We start from the raw sequence: 19,880 nt of genomic DNA, 5'->3' as shown, positions 1-19,880 counted from the left end.
CAGGGGGTGCGAGGGCGCAGAAAGGGTGCGGGAGTCGGGGGAGGGCGTGTCGCCCTTAGGCGTGGCGTGGCGTGGCGTTGCGAGTGCTCGAGTGGCTTCGGTTGTAGGGGTGCGGCGCTGGTGTGGGCGGAGGAGCGTTGCTGCTGCCCGCGGGTGGTGGGTGTTTGGTTGCCGCACGGGTTTTGGGTTCTCGCACTCGCTGTGGAGTGGCGTAGGGAGTGCGGGGGCGTGGAAGGGGTGCGGGAGTCGGGGGCGGGTGTGTTGCTCTTGGGCGTGGTGTGGTGTGGCGAGTGCTCGAGTGGCCTCGTTTTGTAGGGGTGCGGCGCTGGGGGGCGGAGGAGCGTTGCTTCCGGTCGCGTGTGGTGGGTGTTGTTTTGCCGCAAGGGTTTTGGGGCTTCGCACTCGCTGTGGCGGGGTGTAGGGGGTGCGGGGGCGCAGAAGGGGTGTGGGAGCGGGGGAGTATCGAGTCGGAGGTGGTTGGGGGTGGGCGATTTGGGTGGGTTGGGATCAGGGCGACGGAAAAGGTGTAAACCGCGAGGGGTGGGTGGTGTGCTGATTTCCATGACGGTTGCACCTGCTCATTCCACTGTCGCGGTGACGAAACTCGGCGCACGTATCGGCGCTCGGGTCGACGATGTCCGGCTCGGGGGTGACCTCGATGCGTCGACGGTCGCGGCGATCCGGCGAGCGCTGTTGGCGCACAAGGTGATCTTCTTCCGTGGGCAGGACCACCTGGACGAGGACGGACAGTACGAGTTCGCGCAACTGCTCGGTAGCCCGACGACGCCGCACCCCACGGTCACCTCGCACGGCGTCAAGAGTTTGGCGATCGACTCCGAACATGGTCGCGCCAACAGCTGGCACACCGACGTGACGTTCGTCGACCGTATTCCGAAGGCGTCGATCCTGCGGGCCGTGCACCTGCCGACCTACGGCGGGTCGACCACGTGGGCGTCGACGGTGGCGGCCTACGAGTCGCTGCCGGAACCGTTGCGGCGGCTCGCGGAGAGCCTGCGGGCGGTGCACACGAATGTCTACGACTACGCGGCGCGCAACGTGGAACCGCTGCGCCCGAACACCCAGGCGTATCGCGCCGAGTTCGAATCCAGCCACTACGAGACCGAACATCCGGTGGTCCGGGTACACCCGGAGACCGGTGAGCGCGCGTTGCTGCTCGGTCATTTCGTCAAGCATTTCGTCGGCCTGTCCACCGGCGAATCGCAGGCCCTGTTCCGCCTCTTCCAGGATCGTGTCACGCGCCTGGAGAACACCGCGCGCTGGAACTGGGCACCCGGTGACGTCGCGATCTGGGACAACCGCGCCACCCAGCACTACGCCATCGACGACTACGACGACCAGCCCCGCAAACTCACCCGCATCACCCTCGCCGGTGACATCCCGGTAGCCGTGGACGGCACCCCTAGCAAGATCATCGCCGGCAACGCCGAGCACTACTCCGTCCTCGACCAACCCACCCGCCTCGCCTCCTGATCGGCCCCGCCCGCCCCGCCGTGCGCGTCGCCCACCACAGGCAACTCCCCGCACACCCCGACCGTCGCGGACCCTGACGGTTGCACACCCTGACCGTTGCGGACCCTGACGGTTGCACACCCTGACCGTCGCGGACGCTGACTGTTGCGGGCGCGGGCGCTGACCGTCGCGGGCTCGGGCGTCGCGGACGCTGACTGTCGCGGGCCCCGACTATTGCGGACCCCCGACTGTTGCGGACCCTGACCGTTGCGGACGCTGACTGTCGCGGGCGCGGGCGTCGCGGACCCTGACTGTTGCGGACGCTGACCGTTCCGGACCTTGATGGTTACGCACCCGGGCGTTGCGGACCTGACTGTTGCGGACCCGGAGCGGTCGACGTGTGCGCTGGACCGCAGTGGTCCGGGGTGGTGGCTAGACCGTCGGCCGTGACTTCGGCCCGGATCGGTCCGCGGATTCGTGCTCGGAGCGGCTGGTCGTCGAGCGCTCCTGTCGGCTGCCGTTCGCGCTTCGCGGCGAGGCATCACCGGAACGCTTACCCCTAGCCGATGACGACGGGCCTACGGCGGGCTGAGCGGTGTCGTAGGGGACCTTCATACTGGTGCGATGAGTATTCGGCCGTTGGACGGGGTTCGCGTCCTGGAGCTGGGCAATTACATTGCCGCGCCGACCGCCGGGCGGATCCTCGGCGATTTCGGCGCCGAGGTGATCAAGGTGGAGCGGCCCAAGGCCGGGGACGAGCTGCGGAACTGGCGGCTCTACGGCGGCGACACGTCGATGCTGTATCGCACGGTGAACCGGAACAAGAAGTCGATCACGCTGGATCTGCGCAGCGAGGCCGGGCGGAACGTGGTGCTGGAACTGCTGCGCCGCTCCGATGTGCTGCTGGAGAATTTTCGTCCCGGCATGCTGGAGAAGTGGGGGCTCGGCCCGGAGGTCCTCGACCGGATCAACCCGAACCTGGTGATCACCAGGATCTCCGGCTACGGGCAGACCGGCCCGCACGCGTCCCGTCCCGGTTTCGCCGCGGTCGCCGAGGCGGTCGGCGGATTACGCGAACTGATGGGGGAACCGGATCGGCCGCCGGTGCGCACGGGTGTGTCCATCGGCGACTCGATCGCGGGCGTGTACGCCGCGTTCGGCACGGTGATGGCGCTGTTCCAGCGGGAACGGGTGGCCACGGCGGCGACACCGATCCCGTTGCGGGAGCGCATCATCGACGTCGCGTTGAACGAGACGATCCTATCGATGATGGAATCGCTGGTCCCCGACTATCTGGCGTACGGTATCCAGCGTGAGCGCGTCGGCGGTCTGGTGGAGGGTATCGCACCGAGCAATGCCTACCCGTGCAGCGACGGCGTCAGCATCATCATCGGCGGCAACGGCGACGCCATCTTCCAGCGCTACATGCAGGTGATCGACAGACCGGACCTGGCGGCCGACCCGGAATTACAGGACAACGCGGGCCGCTGGCGGCACCATGAACGGCTCGACGCCGCGATTTCGGCCTGGACCAGTCGGCACACCCGCGCCGACGCACTGAAATCACTGGAGGCCGCGGGCATTCCGTGCGGCCCCATCTACACCGCGGCGGATATCGTCGCCGACGAACAGTACAAGGCTCGCAACATGATTCAGCCCTTTTCGGTGGATGTCGGTGCGCCGGAACCGAAGACGGTCGGCTTCACCGGCATCGTCCCGGTCATCGGCGAGCAATCGCTGCCCATCCGCAACGTCGGCCCCGACCTCGGCGAGCACACCCGCGAGGTGCTGTCCGGGCTGCTCGGCATGAGCGACGCCGAGATCGACGCCCTGGAGGCCTCATGAGGAAGGGTCGCAGGCGTCCGCCGGGGCGCGGTCCCGGTGATCTGCGTTCGCCGGGCTTCACCCGCCCCACGGTGCATCCGAATCCGGCGGGCGGGCACGAAAAGCCTTGGGGCGGTGTGATGTGCGCGCCGCGGCAGGAACGGGACGAGCGATGACCGCCGCGGTGCTGCGGGACGTGACGTTGCGCGACGGCTTGCAGCTCACCGGCAAGGTGCTGCCGGTGCAGCGCAAGGTGGAGGTGGTCCGGCGGCTGCTCGCGCTCGGCGTGCCGGAACTGGAGATCGGCTCCATGGCGCGCCCCGATCTGGTGCCGCCGATGGCGAACACCATGGAGTTGGTGGCCGCGCTCACTCCCGAAGAGCTGCAACGTTGTTGGGTATGGGTGGCGACGCCGCGGCACGTGGCGAAGGCGGCCGCGGCGGGAGTGCGCAACTTCCAGTACTGCTTCTCGGTCTCGGACGCGCACAACAAAGCCAATATCGGCCGCACCACCGAGGACAGTGTCGCGGCCATGCCGGACGCGGTGCGCCTCGCCGAGTCGGTCGGCGGCTCGATCCAGCTCTGCCTGGCTACCAGCTTCACCTGCCCGTTCGACGGCCCGGTCGATCCCGAGCGGGTGCTCGCCATCGCCGCCGATCCGCGCACGGCCGGCGCTGCGGATATCGTGATCGCCGATACCCTCGGGCAAGCCGGTCCGGCCGAGGTGGCCGCGTTGATTTCCGCGGTACGCACGCGAACCCCGCAGCGCCGCATCGTTTTCCACGGCCACGACACCTGGGGAATGGGTGTCGCGAATACGTTGGCCGCGGTGCGCGCGGGCGCGACAATGGTCGACGGTTCGCTCGGCGGCCTGGGTGGCTGCCCATTTGCTCCGGGCGCGAGCGGCAATACCTCCACCGAGGATATTCTCTTCGCCACCCGCCCTGAATGGTTCACTCCGCCGACGCTCGCGGGCCTGGTGGAATTGGCCGAGGGATTGTTGAGCGAACTCGGCGAGCCGAATCGCTCGCGTACCGCCGAAGGCGCGCGTTCCAAAGCCGAAGCTTTTGCCTGGGTGATCCCCCAGTCCGGATAGGTGCCAGCTCAGTGACCTGACGACGCGTGTCCTGGCACGCGCCGGCCGAAAATTCGGTCGCGGTCGAGAACCTCCGGCATTTATCGTTTTCGGCATGTTCAGCTACGCCATCGCCGCATCGTCCGCAGTCGCGGGCGCGATGGCTGCTGTCCTGGCGGCGTCGGCACTGGTTGCCGCGCAGCTCGACGGCGCGCGAAGCTGACCTTCCCCGGGATGTCCCGGGACCTCGGACGGGGAAGGTCGCCCCGCCGCAGAGGTCCCGCTCGACACCGTCGGGCACACTCGCTCGTGCCCGCCAGGGAAACCAGGAAAGAACATGTCCAAGAAGGTTTATGTCCGCACCAAGCCGCATCTCAACATCGGCACCATGGGCCATGTCGACCACGGCAAGACCACCCTCACCGCGGCGATCACCAAGGTGCTCGCCGAGCGCGGCGGCGGCAGCTTCGTGCCGTTCGACCGGATCGACCGGGCGCCCGAGGAGGCGCAGCGCGGCATCACCATCAATATCGCGCACGTCGAATACGAGACGGCCACAAGGCATTACGCGCATATCGACATGCCGGGGCACGCCGACTTCGTGAAGAACATGATCACGGGTGCGTCCCAGCTGGACGGGGCGATCCTGGTGGTCTCCGCGCTGGACGGCGTGATGCCGCAGACCGCCGAGCACGTGCTGCTGGCCCGGCAGGTCGGCGTCGAGCACGTGGTCGTCGCCCTGAACAAGGCCGACGCGGGTGACCCGGACCTGCTCGACCTGATCGAGCTGGAGGTCCGTGAGCTGCTCACGGCGCAGGGCTATCCGGGCGCCGAGGTGCCGGTCGTGCGGGTGTCGGGGCTGCGGGCGCTGAACGGCGACGAGCGGTGGACCGCGGCGCTGGTCGAGCTGCTGGACGCGATCGACACGTATGTGCCGATCCCGTTCCGCTACACCGACGCACCCTTCCTGCTGCCGGTGGAGAACGTCCTCACCATCACCGGTCGAGGCACGGTCGTCACCGGTGCGGTGGAGCGTGGCCGGGTACGTCTGGGCGACCGGGTGGCGGTGGCCGGGTTCGGCGACGAACTCACCTCGGTCGTCACCGGAGTCGAAACTTTCGGTCGCACCATGGATTACGCGGAGGCGGGCGACAACGTCGCCTTGCTGCTGCGCGGGGTCCAGCGCGAGCAGGTCCGGCGCGGTCATGTCGTCGCCGAGCCGGGCAGCGTGACCGGGCACACCGGCTTCACCGCCCGCGTCTACCTGCTCGGTGCGGCGGAGGGCGGCCGGCGCACGCCGATCGGCACCGGCTACCGTCCGCAGTTCTACATCCGCACCGGCGATGTGGTCGGTGACGTGTCGCTGCCCGGCGACGTGCGGCTGGTGATGCCGGGGGAGACGGTCGAATTGACCGTCCGCCTGGGTCGTCCGGTTCCGCTCGAGCCGGGCCTCGGCTTCGCGATCCGCGAGGGCGGTCGCACCGTCGGCGCGGGCACCGTCCTGACCGTCGGTTAGCGGCCCGCCCCGCGGACGTCATGGACGACCGGTCGATCCCACCACCGCGGTCGGGATCGGCCGGGAGTCCATGGGCGGCGTCGCGCCGAAGTGGGTGCGAACATCGGTGCAGGCCGCCATGATTCGGTCGACCTGCGCGTCGGTGAGCCCCGCGTGCAGGCAGAGCCGTACCAGCGTGCGGTCCCGGGAGGTGGCCGGTGGGCACAGCAGCGCGGCGAAAATGCCCCGGGACTCCAGGAAGTCGCGGATCGCGGCACCGCGCAGATCAGGTCCGGCCTGTAGGGCGACGATATGGCTCGCCGAACCTTCCAGGTCGAATTCGAGGGTGGTCAGCGCCCGCCGGATCGTGGTGGCGAGTTCGCGTAGTCGCTGCCGTCGCCAGTTGTCCAGCCGGATCACCTCTAGTGTTGCTGCCAGCCCGGCGATTTCGTGCGGTAGCAGGGTCGAGGAGAACATCGAGGGATGCGACTCCATCTTGAAGTAGTCGACGAAGTCGGGGTTGTTCGCGGTGACGAAACCGGCGCGCCCGGCAAAAGCCTTGGCCAGGCTGATGATTCGGTACGGCACCCGGTCGGTGAGGCCGAGTGCGGCGACCATGCCCGCGCCCGCGGGCCCGTCGGTGCCCGCCGCGTGTGATTCGTCGACGATCAGCACGCTGTCGGTCTCGTCGGCGATCTCGCAGAACTGGGTCAGCGGGCAGCGACTGCCGTTGCTGCCGTAGATGGCGTCCACCGCGATGATCCCCGGCCCGTGCGCGCGAATCAGCTCGCGGAGGTGCCCGGGGAAGTTGTGCCGGAACGAATAGGTCGGCGAGCCGGTGACCCGGGCGCCGTGCCACAGCGACATATTTGCGAACTGATCGATGTAGACCGGTGTTTCGGCGTCCGAGATCGCTTGCAGCAGGCCGACACTCGCGTCCCAGCCGGATTGGCAGAGCACACCAGCGGGCGCCCGGAGATGTTCGGCGAGCGCTCGCTCGAGCACCACCTGCGGGTGCGCGCCGTGCAGGAAGACGCTCGGGGTGGCGCCGCAGGTGGGCGCGGAGCGCAGCGCGGTTCGCACCGCGTGCGCGATGCGGGGGTCGCCGGTGAGCGCCAGATAGTCGTTGCTGCGGAGCACGATATCGCCATATCGGGGGGTGCGGCTGTGCAGTATGTGCCGCCCGCCCCAGCGACCGGCGATTCTGTCCGAATGAAAGCCGTCGACGCGCAGTTGGATCCGTTCGGCGATGGTCAGATCCATGGAACTCCTTTCGCTAGCATTAGCTACTTCAGAGCACACGCAGTTTTATTGAACCACCGCGCTATCGATGCAGGACCGTAATCGATAACTTGACGGATGACCACTATCGTCCGCGTCGGCGCGCGGGCTTCCGCAATGCTTCGGCAACGAGCGATCCGGTCGGTACGCACAAGCCGGTTGCGCGACAATCTGAAACGCAACCGGCTCAGCGTATCCGGCCAGTTCAGCGGGTGGCGTGCGGCGCTCCGGCACCGGGGTCGAGCCGGGTGGGACCCGAGGTCGAGGGCAGCACCGGGAAGTCGAAGATCGCGGTCGGGAGGTACACCGTGGCGCACGAATTGGGGATGTCGACGACGCCGGAGAAGCGACCCTCGATGGGCGCCGCGCCGAGCAGCAGGTAGGCCTGTTCCGGCGTGTAGCCGAATTTGGTGAGGTAGTCGATGGCGTGCAGGCAGGCCCGTTCGAAGGACAACTGCGCGTCCAGGTAACGCTGCTCCCCGCCGAGGGTGACCGAGGTGCCGGAGAAGGCGAGGTACTCCGAGTAGGTGGGCCCCGAATTGCCCGGCACGAAGATGGCGTTCTCGGCCACGCCGTAGAGCTCCATGCCGTTCTTGATGAGATCGACGCGCAGATCGATGAAACCGCCCATCTCGATGGCGCCGCAGAAGGTGATCTCGCCGTCGCCCTGGGAGAAGTGCAGGTCGCCGACCGAGAGGTGGGCGCCGTCCACGAACACCGGATAGAACACCCTGCTGCCCCGGGTGAAGTTCTTGATGTCCTGGTTGCCGCCGTTCTCGCGCGGCGGTGCGGTGCGCGCGGCCTCGGCCGCGGCGCGATCGAATTCGGTGCCGGTGAGGGTGCCGAGGATGGCGTCGCGCGGTTCCGGCGGCAGTGCGAGCGGCGGTACCCGCTGCGGGTCGGTGGCGATCAACGCGCCCTCGCGGGCATTCCATTTCGCCAGCAGTGCGGCCGACGGGGCGGTGCCCATCAGGCCGGGATGGGTCATACCGGTGAACTTCACCCCGGGGATGTGCCGGGACGTGGTGGTCTGCCCGCTGAAATCCCAGATCGCCTTGTAGGCGTCGGGGAAATGCTCGGTGAGGAAGCCGCCGCCGTTGTCGGTGGGAAAGATACCGGTGTAGCCCCACCCCTGCCCGGCCAGCGGGCCCGAATCCTCTTGGGGGATAGGGCCGATGTCCAAGATGTCCACGATCAGCAGATCGCCGGGCTGGGCGCCTTCGATCGCGAACGGCCCGGACAGGCAGTGCACCGTACTGAGCGGCGCGTTCAGGACGTCTTCGGCGGAATCGTCGTTGTGGATGGCCCCGTCGAACCATTCGCGCACGTGCACCCGGAACTCGTCGCCCGGTTTGACGGTCACCGCGGCGGGGATGTCGGGGTGCCAGCGATTGTGGCCGATGAGCTTCTGATCGGTGAACCGTTTGGTGGAGTCGAGCGGAAACAGCAGTTCGGGCACGGTCTCGTCCTTCGGGGTCAGGGGCGGGGAAGCTTGCGGTGCAGGGGGTTTCGGCTGACGGGTGCCGACCGGCGCGGGGGTGGTGCCGCGACGACGGCGGGTTCGGCGGCGGTGCGCCGGGTGGCGTCGAGCAGCCGCGTCGCCGCCGCGCCGGGGCGGATCAGCGCACCGCCGCCGAACTGTCGTTTGCTGTCCGCGGCGCAGGCCGGGCAGGACGCGGCGGCGGGGACGTCGGCCATGGCGAAGGCGCGGTCGAAGCCGCCGCACGCCCGGCAGTGGAACCGATACAGGGGCACGGGTACCTCTTTATTTTCATATGAATATGTTTCGTATGACGACGATACAAAGGCCGCGAGGTCGCCGCAGCGAAACCGGGTGGTGAAGTTCGGGTTACGAGTTCGACGAGCTCAGCTCGGCCCGCACGCTGAATTCGAGTGCGTCGGCATCGGCCAGATAGACCGGTTGCGTGGTGTGCGCGCCGCGCACCCGCACCTCACCGCGCGGCCCGCCGTAACTCACCCGGGGCGCGTGGCGTTCGATGGCACGCAGATCGAGACTGCGCGCGGATTCGGCCAGCGAGGCGAACAGCAGCAGTCCCTCGTAGCAGGATTCGCCGATGTTGTTCAGCGCGGGTGCGGCGGGCCCGAACTCCTGCAGATAGCGGGCCCCGAAATCCATCCCGGCCGAGGACACCACGCTCTCGAAATAGCCGCTGGCGGTGAACAATCCGCGGGTACTGTCGGCGCCGCCGGCGTACAGCACGTCTTCACCGATCATCATGCTCAGCCGCACCCGGCCGTCGTCGAGCCCGGCCTTGGCGAAGGCGCGATTGAACGCCGCGCAGTCCGCGCCGACCATGAACAGCAGCACGCCCTGCGCGGGCGAGCTTCGGACCAGGGCCAGGGCCTGGCGAAAGTCCCGCCCGCCCAACGGCACGTAGGTCTCGCCGACGATGTCGATATCGGTGGTCGCGGCGAATTCCCTGGCAGCTCTAGCGGTTTCGCGCGGCCACACGTAGTCGTTGCCGACCACGCACCAGCGGCGGATGCCGTGCTGGGCGCGCAGCCAGCGCAGTGCCGGAAACAGCTGCTGCTCCGGCGTTTCGCCCACCATATAGACGCCGTCGGAGTCCTCGCCGCCCTCGTAGAACGTCGTATAGACATAGGGCACCCGGCCCGCGGTCTGCGGCGTGATCACCTTGCGCGCGTTGGACAGATGCCATCCGACGACGCCGTCGACCAGTCCGGCGCCGACCATGCGATCGATCGTCGCGGCGAGCACCGGCAGCGGCGCGCCCGCGTCCACCGGATGCAGCCGCACCGGGCGATCGAGAATGCCGCCCATGGCATTGATATCGGCGACGGCGAGGGCGGCGCAGGCCTCACACGAGGGGCCGAACATCCCCGCCGGCCCGCTGAGCGGCACCACGAGCGCGATGTCCACCGTGGCGCGACGAAAACCCGAGAGCGGCAACGGAATCACCACCGTATATTTCCACTTGAATATTTACTGCGCGGCGTTGGATATAGTGCTCCGGTGGACGATAGCACCGCCCCCGCCGCGCTGGAGGAGTTGGCGCGACTCGTGCGCCGGGCGTCACAGGAACTCGACCGGGCCATCGCGACCTGTCTCGGTGAAGCCTCGGTCGCGCGCTGGCACGTCCTGGCGACAGTGGCCGACGGTGCCGGTCACCCGATGTCGCACCTGGCCGAGGCCACCCTGCTCACCGGCGCCAGCCTCACCCGGCTGATCGACGGCATGATTTCCGACAACCTCGTGCACCGCAAGGTCGACGAGGTCGACCGGCGCCGGGTGCTGGTGTTCCCGACCCGCCGCGGACTGCTGGCGTATCAGACGATGAACAGCGCGGTAGCCGAGGGCGGCCTCGACGCGCTCGCCGCGGCCAAGGGACGTTTGGCCAAGTCGCTGGTCACCCTGATCGGTCAATTGCACGCTCAACCCGCCGTGCATTAGCACCTGCGGCGCATCGATACTCGGGGTTTCGGGGAATTCCCTGATGGCGCGGGGGCCCGAACGCGGTAAGACTGGTGTGCATGACTTCGCAAGCTTTGGGCGCCGACACCGCCGACGTGGCGGTCCCGGCCTCCGTCGCGGCCCGCGCTATCGACCTGGTCAAGGTCTATGGGTCAGGAGATACGCAGGTCCGGGCGCTGGACGGGGTGTCGGCCGAGTTCGCGAAGGGGGAATTCACGGCGATCATGGGCCCCTCCGGGTCCGGTAAGTCGACGCTGATGCACTGCCTGGCCGGACTCGACAGCGCCAGCGCCGGCACCGTGCGCATCGGTGACACCGACCTGGCCGGGCTCTCGGACAAGCAGATGACCCGGCTGCGCCGGGACCGGATCGGCTTCGTCTTCCAAGCGTTCAACCTGGTGCCGACACTGACCGCGCTGGAGAACATCACGCTGCCGCTGGACATCGCGGGCCGCAAACCGGATCAGGCCTGGCTGGACACCGTGCTGAAGCGGCTCGGCCTCAACGACCGGCTCACCCACCGGCCCAGCGAACTGTCCGGCGGACAGCAGCAGCGGGTGGCCTGCGCACGCGCCCTCGCGGGCAAGCCGGAGATCATCTTCGGCGACGAGCCGACCGGCAACCTGGACTCCCGGGCCTCCGGGGAGGTGCTGTCCATCCTGCGGGCCGCGGTGGACGAGTTCGGGCAGACCGTGGTGATCGTGACGCACGAGCCGCACGCCGCCGCCTACGCCGACCGGGTGGTATTCCTCGCCGACGGCCGCCTGGTCGACGAGCTGCGGGACCCGACCTCCGATACCGTGCTCGACCGGATGAAGGCACTGGAGCAGGCGTGATGGCCGCAAGTCCGATGCGCAAGGTTGCGCTGCGCAACCTGGCCGCGCACAAGGTGCGGCTCGCGCTGACCCTGCTGTCGGTGGTGCTCGGCACCGCGTTCATCGCCGGCTCGTTCGTCTTCACCGACACGCTGCAACGCACGTTCGACGGTATCTTCGCCGGGCAGGCCAAGGGCGTCGATGTGCGGGTGAGCCCCAAAGAGCGGCAAGGGCTGGGCGTGCCGAACAACATCGTCGACGAATTGGCCGAGTACCCCGGCGTGCGGACCATCGCGCCGAGTGTCAACGGCGTCCTCGTGCTGCTCACCCCCGACGGCAAGAAGGCGGTGCAGACCGGTGGCGCGCCCACGTTCGGCCAGTCCTACGTACCGCCGGAGCGGGCGGTCGCGGAGCCGAACAAGTTCGTCGCCGGGGTGCCGCCCACCCAGCCCGGCGAGATCGCGATCAACGCCGGCGGCGCGGAGCGGGCCGGGCTGAAGGTCGGTGACCGCACCAAGATCCTGGTCCCGTCCGCGCGCGATCCGATCGACGTCACGGTCACCGGCCTCTACCAGATGCCTTCGGACACCGGCGGTTTGATCAGCCTGCTGTTCGACGACACCCAGGCGCGCAAGCTGTTCACCGACGGACTGCACGTGGCCTATGTGGATATCGCGGCCACCGGCATCCCCGGTGACGAACTGCGCGACAACCTGGCCAAGGCGCTGCCCAGCCTGAAAGTGCAGAACGGCGATCAGGTGCGCGAGGACCTGAAGAAGGAGATCTCCAACGCGCTCAACTTCATCAACTACTTCCTGCTCGCCTTCGGTGCGATCGCGCTGATCGTCGGCACGTTCATCATCTACAACACCTTCTCCATGATCGTGGCGCAGCGGCTGCGCGAACTCGCGCTGCTGCGCGCGGTCGGCGCGAGCAGGCAACAGGTGGGCCGGTCCGTGGTCGCGGAGGCGTTCGTCATCGGATTGATCGGCAGCGCACTGGGTTTGGCGGGCGGCATCGGGCTGGCGTACGGGTTGGCCGGGGTGCTCAACGCCTTCGATCTCGGCCTGCCGACCGGTTCGATGGCGGTGCTGCCGCGCACCATCGGCGTCGGGTTGCTGGTCGGCCTCGCGGTGACGATGGTCAGCGCCTACGCACCCGCGCGCCGCGCCGCGAAGATTCCGCCGGTCGAGGCGATGCGCGAGGAATTCGCCTCGGCCGGTGACTCGTTGCGGGTGCGGACGCTGGTCGGCGCGCTGCTCGCGGTGGCCGGGACCGTCCTGGTCGTGCTCGGCGCGCAGTCCACCGGTGGCAACGCCGCGCTGACCGTCGGAATCGGCGCGCTCGCCCTGATTCTCGCGGTGCTGCTGTGCGCGCCCGCGCTGTCGCGGCCGGTGGTCGCGGGGCTCGGCGCGTTCGTGCGGCCGTTCGGGCCGATCGGCCGGATGGCGCGCAACAATGCCGCGCGCAATCCGCGGCGCACGGCCGCAACGGCTTTCGCGCTCACCCTGGGCTTGATGCTGGTGACCGCGATCGGCATGCTCGGCGCCTCGGCGAAGGCGAGTGTGGGCGTGCTGGTGGACAAGGGCGTGAAGTCCGAATACGTGCTGTCCAGTCAGCAATTCATCGGTGTGCCCTTCGGGGCGGCCGAGGCGGTGCGCAAGTCGGTGCCCAATGTGGCGGACGTGATCGGGATCCGCGGCGTCGGCTTCAAACTGGGCGAGGACGACCAGATCGGCGGTACGTCACCGGACGGCAGGCTCGATCGGGCGCTGAACTACGAGATCCTGCGGGGCACCGACACGCTCGGTGACAAGGACATGCTGGTGTCCGAGGACGAGGCCGACGAACGCGGCTGGAAGGTGGGCCAGCAGGTCACGCTCACCAGCTTCGACGGCAAGAAGGTGCCGCTGACCGTCACCGGCGTCTACCGCAAGACCCCGCTGCTCGGCGCGCTGGTGGTGTCGCCCGCGATCTACAAGGACGTGGTGCCGGTCAGCTTCCAGAGCAATGTGGTCGTGCTGGTCACCGCGCAACCGGGCGCGGATCTGGCGCAGATGCGCATGGATCTGGAGCGGGCGGCCGAGCCGTTCCCGGTGGTCCAGGTGCAGGATCACGAGCAGTTCAAAGGCGCGCAGGGCAAACAGATCAACACGCTGCTCGCCATTCTCTACGGGCTGCTCGCACTGGCGGTGGTGATCGCGATCCTCGGCATCGTGAACACCTTGGCGCTGTCGGTGGTGGAGCGCAGGCGGGAGATCGGCATGCTGCGCGCCGTCGGCATGCAACGGGCGCAGGTGCGCCGGACCATCTACCTGGAGTCGATGTTGATCGCCGTGTTCGGCGCGATCGTCGGCATGCTGCTGGGGCTGGGTCTGGGCGTCGGCTTCCTGCGTACGCTGCGCGATCTCGGACTCGACCAGATCGCGATCCCGTGGTCGCAGCTGGTGCTCGTCCTGATCAGCTCGGGTGTGGTGGGTGTGCTGGCCGCGCTCTGGCCGGGTATACGAGCGGCACGTACGCCGCCGTTGGCGGCGATCGCCGACCTCTGATCCGATTCCTCGCGGCGGGCCCCGATTTTCGGGGCCCGCCGTTCTCGTGTGTCGACGCACGCGAAATCTGCTGGGAGGGTGAGTAATCGGCTCCTGTGTCGATCCGGTCACAGGAACGTGGGGTGCCTCGGGGATGATGCTAGGTTAAACGGAGGTTGTAGCTCCACTTAATGGCCGGGTACCGGCCTGGTCGGATGGGGAAGGAGCCGCAGGCGATGCTGGCTGTGGGTCTCGCGGCGGTACGCGGTCGCGGTCGGGAAGCGATCGGGCAACTCGTGCTGATCACCGTGCTCTACCTCGGCTATCGCGTCGGGCGGCTGTACACCGCCGACGACACGGTGCGCGCCGTGGACAACGCGCGCGAACTGCTCGGGCTGGAACACCGGCTCGGCATGTCCAGCGAGCGGGTGGTGCAGTCGATCTTCGTGGACCGCGAGTTCTTCGCGGTGCCCGCCAATTTCTATTACGCCACGGCACATTTCACCGTCGCGGTCGCGGTGCTGCTGTGGCTGTGGGTGTTTCGGCCCGAGCACTATCGGTGGACCCGGAACCTGATGGCGGCGTTGACCGGCGCCGCCCTGGTCGTGCACATGCTCGTGCCGCTCGCGCCGCCGCGCATGCTGGCCGAGTACGGCTTCGTCGACCTGGCCGCGCAGTACGGCCCCTCGGTCTACGGCTCGGCCGAATCCGGCGGCCTGTCCAACCAATTCGCCGCGATGCCGTCCCTGCACGTCGGCTGGGCGCTGCTGCTCGCCGTCGCGATCGTGGCCGCGGCCCGCACGGCGTGGCGCTGGCTCGCCCTCGCCCATCCGGCGATCACCACGGTGGTCGTCGTCGGCACCGGCAACCACTACTGGCTCGATATTCTCGTCGCCGTAGGTTTGCTGGCCCTCGCCGCGCTGCTGCATCCCAAGCTCGTCCCCGCGGCCGCGACGGCCTGGGGCAGCATGGAGCCAGCGCCGCGGAAACCGGTGATGACCAGCTGAGAACTCGACACGAAACCGTGGCACGGAACCGATCTCCCGCGCCGCACCCCTGTCGTACGATCTGCTGAGCTGTCCGGTCGCCCGTTCAGATAGGAGTTCCATGGAGCTGCTCAGCTCGCTCAGTACTCTGCTCGGCATCGCCTCGAATCTCATCGGCCTGATCCAGGGCATCTCCACCCTTTCCGGCTGAGTCCGGTCCCCGTTCGTCCCAGCGGGCGAGGCCGGTCATGCGCACGGGGATGCATGACCGGCATCGCTAACTCCCGCCGGTGTTCGCATCGGCCCACGACCGGAGGTCGCCGCGATCCAGCGCGACGGCCAGCAGCTCCGGGAATTTGTCGGGGGTGCAGGCGAAGGCTGGCACGCCGAGCGCGGCCAGGGCGGCGGCGTTCTCGTGATCGAAGGCGGGCGCGCCTTCGTCGGAGAGCGCGAGCAAGGCGACGACCTGGACGCCGGATTCCTTCATCGCATGGATCCGCCGCAACATCTCGTCCCGGACACCGCCCTCGTAAAGGTCGGAGATGAGTACGAACAGGGTGTCGGCGGGGCGGGTGATCAGGGACTGCGCGTAGGCGATGGCGCGGTTGATATCGGTCCCGCCGCCGAGCTGCGTGCCGAAGAGGACCTCCACCGGATCGTCGAGTTTGTCGGTGAGATCGACGATTTCGGTGTCGAAGACCACCAGGGAGGTGCGCAGCGAGCGCATCGAGGCGAGCACCGCGCCGAACACCGAGGCGTAGACCACACTCGACGCCATCGAACCGGATTGATCGATGGCGAGCACCACATCGCGCTGCACCGCTTGGGCTTTGCGGCCGTAGCCGACCAGCCGCTGCGGTACGACCGTGCGCTGTTCGGGCAGATAGTTGGCCAGGTTCTTGCGAATGGTGCGGTCCCAGTCGATATCACGCAGCCGGGGCCGGGCCACCCGGGCGGCCCGGTTCAACGCGCCCGAGACGGCGGCGACGGTGTGTGCGGCGATGCGCTGCTCGATCTCGCGCACCACCTTCGCCACCACCAGACGTGCGGTGGCCTTGGTGGTTTCGGGCATCACCCGGTTCAGGCTCAGCAGGGTGCCGACCAGGTGCACATCCGGCTCCACCGCCTCGAGCAGCTCCGGCTCCAGCAGCAACTGGGTGAGGTTCAATCGCTGCACCGCGTCGCGCTGCATCACCTCGACCACGGTCGACGGGAAATAGTTGCGGATATCGCCGAGCCAGCGGGCCACCCGTGGCGCGGAACTCTGCAGGCCGCCGGTTCGCTTGCCGGAGCTCCGGTCCGGCTCGTCGTCGTTGTACAGCGCCGACAGCGCCCGATCCATGGCGACGTCGTCGGCCGAGTCCAGCCCGCCGAGACCCGCTTCGGCGGCGGTGCCGAGCACCAGACGCCAACGGCGCGCCTGTGTTTCATCGACCGCGTTCATCGCTTCGCCTCCTGCCGGTGCGGGATCGGGACGCCCAGGATCGCCGCGGCGGTGGTCAGTGCGCGGGTGCCGCGCTCGATATCGAAGTCCCCGGCGGCGTCGGCGCCGGCCGCGACCGGACCGCCGTCGCGCACCGCCTGACCGATCGCCCGGCGCTCGCCCGATTCGAACGCGGCGAAGGTCCGGCGCAGCAGGGGCAGGGTTTCGACGAACTGATCCTCGCGTAGTTCGCGCAACCAGTCGTCGATGCGGCGCAACAACTCTCGGTCGTGCACCAGCAGCAGCCCGCGGCCACCGAGGAACCCGTCGATCCACGCCGCCTTGGCGGCGGCGGTGTTGCCGACGGACAGTGCGGCGGAGAGCCGGCGCGCGGATTCGGTGTCATCGATGCTGCCCCCGTCGCAGAGCAGCCGGACCGCGCGGCCGACGAGCGCGCCGTGCACGTCGTCCCGATCGGCGAGGCGGCGTAACGCGCCCAGCCACTCGCCGGTGGCCCAGCCGTCGTCGCGGGTGTTGATCGCGGTGTGCGCCGCGTCGAGCAGCGTGCGGAATTCGGTGGCCGCGTCGGTGTCCAGACCGGTCACCGCGCCGGGCAGGCCCGCGCACACCCGGACCAGCAGGCCGTCCGCGACGTGCGCGAGCGCCTGTACGTCGGTGCCGCGCACATCGCCGTAGCGCAGGGTCCGGATCAGGCCGGGCAGCGCCGCGAGCAGATGGGTGATGTCGTGATCCAGCGCGGCCACCGAGGCCAGCCGGGCGATCAAGCCGTCGGTGGCGTCGCCGAGGTCGGCCAGCAGCGCCACCTCCAGTGCGGCGGTGAGGTCGCCGACGCCGCTGTCCGCGCGATGCGCGGTGTCGAGAATCTTCGCCGCGGCGGCGGTGCGCACGGTGGTGCCCCAGCGCGAGGCCTCGATGATCGAAATCGCGTAGTCCGGCCGCCATTGCAGCGTCCAGGTCTCCCGGAAGGTGCCGGTGCTACGCACCTCGCTGGTGGTCAACGTGCCCCAGGGGATCTCGAGCACCCGCAGCCGATGCAGCAGCCGGGAGCGTTCGACCTCGCGCTCCTTGCGCAGGTCGAGGTCGACGGTGCGGGCCGAGGGCTCCTGTTTCATCCGCAGCGTCCGGATCCGGGCGCGCAGATCCGCGTCCAGCGGGACGGTCGGCGTGCCCTCGGGCACGGTGCCCAGCGCCTCGCCGACGACCAGTTCCTCGACCACCCAGCGCAGCATCGTCTCGTCGCCCCCGCACATCACCGCACGGGTGGCCTCGGTGACTTCGGACAGCCCGGCCAGCGGACGGCCGCGCAGGCCGGCCAGCGTATCGGCGAGGCGGACCGCCTCGATGATGTGCGCGCTGGAGACCGGCAGATCGTGCCCGCGCAGCACGCCGGCCACCTTGGTGAGCCAGCGGACGATCGGGCGCTCGGTTTCGGCGAACAGATGGTGATACCAGCCCGGCGAGGTGATGCCCGCGCCGTAGCCGGAACGGCTGGACAGGCGTGAATGTGTCCACGGCACCCAGGTCAGCGTGGCCTTCGTCTTCGGCAGGCCTTTCAACAGCCGGGCGTCGGCCGCCGCGGGGCCGAGCTTGCCCGCCAACGCGGGTGCGTGCCAGGCGCCGCAGACCACGGCGAGCCGCCGCGAACCCGCCTTCACCGCCTTGCGCATGGTCTGGCGCATGTAGGCCTCGCGCCGCAGCGTGTGCGCATCGATCCGGGCGGGCCCGAGCGGCGCGGGATCCGGTTCGAGCACGTCGGCGATCGCCTCGTCGACCGAATCCGCTTCGGCGCGTTCGGCTTCCGCCGGTCGCAGGTCGAGCACCGGCGGCTCGGACCGATCCGCCGCCTCGCGCAGTGCGCCCATCGCCTCGGTGATCGCGTCGAAAGCGTCGGCGTCCGGCGCGGATTCGACCACCGCGTCCCACCACCGCTCGGCATCGTCGTAGCCGCCCGCCGTGGCCAGCGCGGTGAGCGGGTCGAACCGCTCGCCCGGCTCGTCCTCGGCGGCCAGCACCGTGGTGGCGGGAAGATCGCAGAACCGAACGGGCACTTGATGTTCCGCTGCGTACGACAGCGCCTGCCACTCCGGCGAGAACACCGCGTACGGCCAGAACGCCGCCTTGGCCGGCGCGTCGGGCACGTAGGCGAGCAACGCGACCGGCGGCGCCATTCCCGCCGCGGCGACATAGCCGACCAGGGGATCGGCGTCCGCCGGGCCCTCGATCAGAATGGTGTCGGGCCGGAATTCGGTCAGCGCCGAGCGCAGCGACCGCGCCGAGCCCGGCCCGTGGTGCCGGATGCCGAACACCCGGGTGACCGGATCGCCTGCCGCGCCAGCGGTCATCGCGCTGCTGGTCGTCGTGTCGCCTCCGGCCGCGCCGGTCGAATCGTCTCCGGCCGTGCCGGTCGAATCTCGCACGCCTACCCGCTGATCTCGCGGCAGGCGCGATAGAAGTCCGACCACTCCGGGCGTTCCCGCACCACGGCTTCCAGGTACTCGGTCCACACGACGGCATCGGCGACCGGGTCCTTGATCACCGAGCCGAGTACCGCGCCCGCGATATCGGCGGCGCGCAGCACGCCGTCGCCGAAGTGCGCCGACAGCGCGATCCCGTTGGTGATCACCGAGATCGCCTCGGCGGTGGACAGGGTGCCGGAGGGCGATTTGAGCTTGGTCCGGCCGTCGGCGGTGATACCGGAGCGCAGCTCACGGAAGACGCGCACCACCCGGCGCACCTCCTCGGCCGCGGCGGGCACCGTCGGCAGCTCCAGCGCGGCCCCGAGCTGTGCCACCCGGCGGCTCACGATCTCGACCTCCTCGTCCTCGCCGGCCGGCAGCGGCAGCACCACGGTGTTGAAGCGGCGGCGCAGCGCGGAGGACAACTCGTTCACGCCGCGGTCGCGATCGTTGGCGGTGGCGATGACATTGAAGCCCTTCGCCGCCTGCACCTCGGTGCCGAGTTCGGGGATCGGCAGCGTCTTCTCGGACAGCACCGTGATCAGCGCGTCCTGCACGTCGGACGGGATGCGGGTGAGCTCCTCGACGCGGGCGATGGCGCCGGTGCGCATCGCGGTCAGTACCGGCGACGGCACCAGCGCGCCCTCGCTCGGGCCCTCGGCGAGCAGCCGGGCATAGTTCCAGCCGTACCGGATCGCCTCTTCGGCGGTGCCCGACGTGCCCTGCACGAGCAGTGTCGAGGCGCCGCTGATCGCGGCCGAAAGATGTTCGGAGACCCAGGTTTTGGCCGTACCGGGGACGCCGAGCAGCAGCAGCGCGCGATCGGTGGCCAGGGTCGCGACGGCGACCTCCATGAGCCTGCGCGGCCCCACGTACTTCGGGCTGATCACGGTGCCGTCATCGAGGGTGCCGCCGAGCAGATAGGTGACCACCGCCCACGGCGAGAGCCGCCAGGACGGCGGGCGTGGCCGGTCGTCGGCGGCCGCGAGGGCGCGCAATTCCGTGGCGTAGGACTGTTCGGCGTGCGGACGCAGCAGATCAGGCGCCAT

16 protein-coding genes are annotated in these 19,880 nt (G+C 69.1%); 9 read left to right on the top strand and 7 right to left on the bottom strand.

Annotation, left to right across the window (positions count from 1 at the left end; all coding sequences use genetic code 11):
* The first annotated feature begins 561 nt into the window (after positions 1 to 561).
* The 5 genes from NVU01S_RS22010 (at position 562) to tuf (ending at position 5,885) form a co-directional block, all read left to right on the top strand.
* Positions 562 to 1,491, top strand: a complete 930-nt coding sequence (locus tag NVU01S_RS22010) for a TauD/TfdA dioxygenase family protein (protein WP_052280781.1) — start codon at positions 562 to 564, stop codon at positions 1,489 to 1,491.
* A gap of 603 nt (positions 1,492 to 2,094) precedes the next feature.
* Positions 2,095 to 3,315: a CaiB/BaiF CoA transferase family protein gene (locus NVU01S_RS22005; protein ID WP_043673180.1), complete on the top strand. Its 1,221-nt coding sequence runs from the start codon at positions 2,095 to 2,097 to the stop codon at positions 3,313 to 3,315.
* A complete protein-coding gene (locus tag NVU01S_RS43495) occupies positions 3,312 to 3,470 on the top strand; it encodes a hypothetical protein (protein ID WP_156161647.1) in 159 nt (52 codons plus the stop codon). Before NVU01S_RS22005 ends, NVU01S_RS43495 begins: the two co-directional genes overlap by 4 nt.
* A complete protein-coding gene (locus NVU01S_RS22000) occupies positions 3,467 to 4,390 on the top strand; it encodes a hydroxymethylglutaryl-CoA lyase-like TIM-barrel protein (RefSeq protein ID WP_043673183.1) in 924 nt (307 codons plus the stop codon). Before NVU01S_RS43495 ends, NVU01S_RS22000 begins: the two co-directional genes overlap by 4 nt.
* Before the next feature lie 316 nt (positions 4,391 to 4,706).
* Positions 4,707 to 5,885, top strand: coding sequence for an elongation factor Tu (tuf, locus tag NVU01S_RS21995; RefSeq protein ID WP_043673186.1), 1,179 nt, complete (start codon positions 4,707 to 4,709; stop codon positions 5,883 to 5,885).
* Positions 5,886 to 5,903: 18 nt separating this feature from the next.
* On the opposite strand, the gene cqsA is transcribed toward tuf, so the two are convergent.
* The 4 genes from cqsA to NVU01S_RS21975 all read right to left on the bottom strand — a co-directional run bounded on the left by cqsA (position 5,904) and on the right by NVU01S_RS21975 (position 10,089).
* Complete coding sequence (gene cqsA, locus NVU01S_RS21990; RefSeq protein WP_052280768.1) at positions 5,904 to 7,127, bottom strand: alpha-hydroxyketone-type quorum-sensing autoinducer synthase; 1,224 nt, start codon at positions 7,125 to 7,127, stop codon at positions 5,904 to 5,906.
* A gap of 223 nt (positions 7,128 to 7,350) precedes the next feature.
* Positions 7,351 to 8,604 (bottom strand): formamidase, encoded by a 1,254-nt coding sequence (fmdA, locus tag NVU01S_RS21985; RefSeq protein ID WP_043673189.1) that lies wholly within the window; start codon positions 8,602 to 8,604, stop codon positions 7,351 to 7,353.
* A 17-nt stretch (positions 8,605 to 8,621) separates the two neighbouring features.
* Positions 8,622 to 8,900, bottom strand: a complete 279-nt coding sequence (locus NVU01S_RS21980) for an FmdB family zinc ribbon protein (protein WP_042264129.1) — start codon at positions 8,898 to 8,900, stop codon at positions 8,622 to 8,624.
* Positions 8,901 to 8,994: 94 nt separating this feature from the next.
* Positions 8,995 to 10,089: a substrate-binding domain-containing protein gene (locus NVU01S_RS21975; protein ID WP_052280769.1), complete on the bottom strand. Its 1,095-nt coding sequence runs from the start codon at positions 10,087 to 10,089 to the stop codon at positions 8,995 to 8,997.
* A gap of 51 nt (positions 10,090 to 10,140) precedes the next feature.
* Here NVU01S_RS21975 and NVU01S_RS21970 point away from each other — a divergent pair, with 51 nt between their 5' ends.
* The 4 genes from NVU01S_RS21970 to NVU01S_RS21955 all read left to right on the top strand — a co-directional run bounded on the left by NVU01S_RS21970 (position 10,141) and on the right by NVU01S_RS21955 (position 14,952).
* Positions 10,141 to 10,578 carry a MarR family winged helix-turn-helix transcriptional regulator gene (locus NVU01S_RS21970; protein WP_043673195.1) on the top strand — a complete coding sequence of 146 codons (438 nt, stop codon included), beginning with the start codon at positions 10,141 to 10,143 and terminating at the stop codon, positions 10,576 to 10,578.
* A gap of 80 nt (positions 10,579 to 10,658) precedes the next feature.
* A complete protein-coding gene (locus tag NVU01S_RS21965) occupies positions 10,659 to 11,435 on the top strand; it encodes an ABC transporter ATP-binding protein (protein ID WP_052280770.1) in 777 nt (258 codons plus the stop codon).
* Positions 11,435 to 13,966 (top strand): ABC transporter permease, encoded by a 2,532-nt coding sequence (locus tag NVU01S_RS21960; protein WP_043673198.1) that lies wholly within the window; start codon positions 11,435 to 11,437, stop codon positions 13,964 to 13,966. The genes NVU01S_RS21965 and NVU01S_RS21960 overlap by 1 nt, the downstream gene beginning before the upstream one ends.
* A 215-nt stretch (positions 13,967 to 14,181) precedes the next feature.
* Positions 14,182 to 14,952 (top strand): phosphatase PAP2 family protein, encoded by a 771-nt coding sequence (locus NVU01S_RS21955; protein ID WP_043673380.1) that lies wholly within the window; start codon positions 14,182 to 14,184, stop codon positions 14,950 to 14,952.
* Between the two features lie 256 nt (positions 14,953 to 15,208).
* Here the strand turns inward: NVU01S_RS21955 and NVU01S_RS21950 are convergent, their stop codons facing one another.
* The 3 genes from NVU01S_RS21950 to NVU01S_RS21940 form a co-directional block, all read right to left on the bottom strand.
* Entirely contained in the window at positions 15,209 to 16,375 is a 1,167-nt protein-coding gene (locus tag NVU01S_RS21950; RefSeq protein ID WP_043673201.1) for a VWA domain-containing protein, read from the bottom strand.
* Positions 16,372 to 18,717 (bottom strand): DUF5682 family protein, encoded by a 2,346-nt coding sequence (locus NVU01S_RS21945; RefSeq protein ID WP_043673383.1) that lies wholly within the window; start codon positions 18,715 to 18,717, stop codon positions 16,372 to 16,374. The genes NVU01S_RS21950 and NVU01S_RS21945 overlap by 4 nt, the downstream gene beginning before the upstream one ends.
* Positions 18,718 to 18,794: 77 nt before the next feature.
* Positions 18,795 to 19,880: an ATP-binding protein gene (locus NVU01S_RS21940; RefSeq protein ID WP_043673387.1), complete on the bottom strand. Its 1,086-nt coding sequence runs from the start codon at positions 19,878 to 19,880 to the stop codon at positions 18,795 to 18,797.

It is taken from the genome of Nocardia vulneris (assembly GCF_001613425.1).
Lineage (GTDB): Bacteria > Actinomycetota > Actinomycetes > Mycobacteriales > Mycobacteriaceae > Nocardia > Nocardia vulneris.
This window is presented reverse-complemented; position numbering and strand designations above follow the sequence as displayed.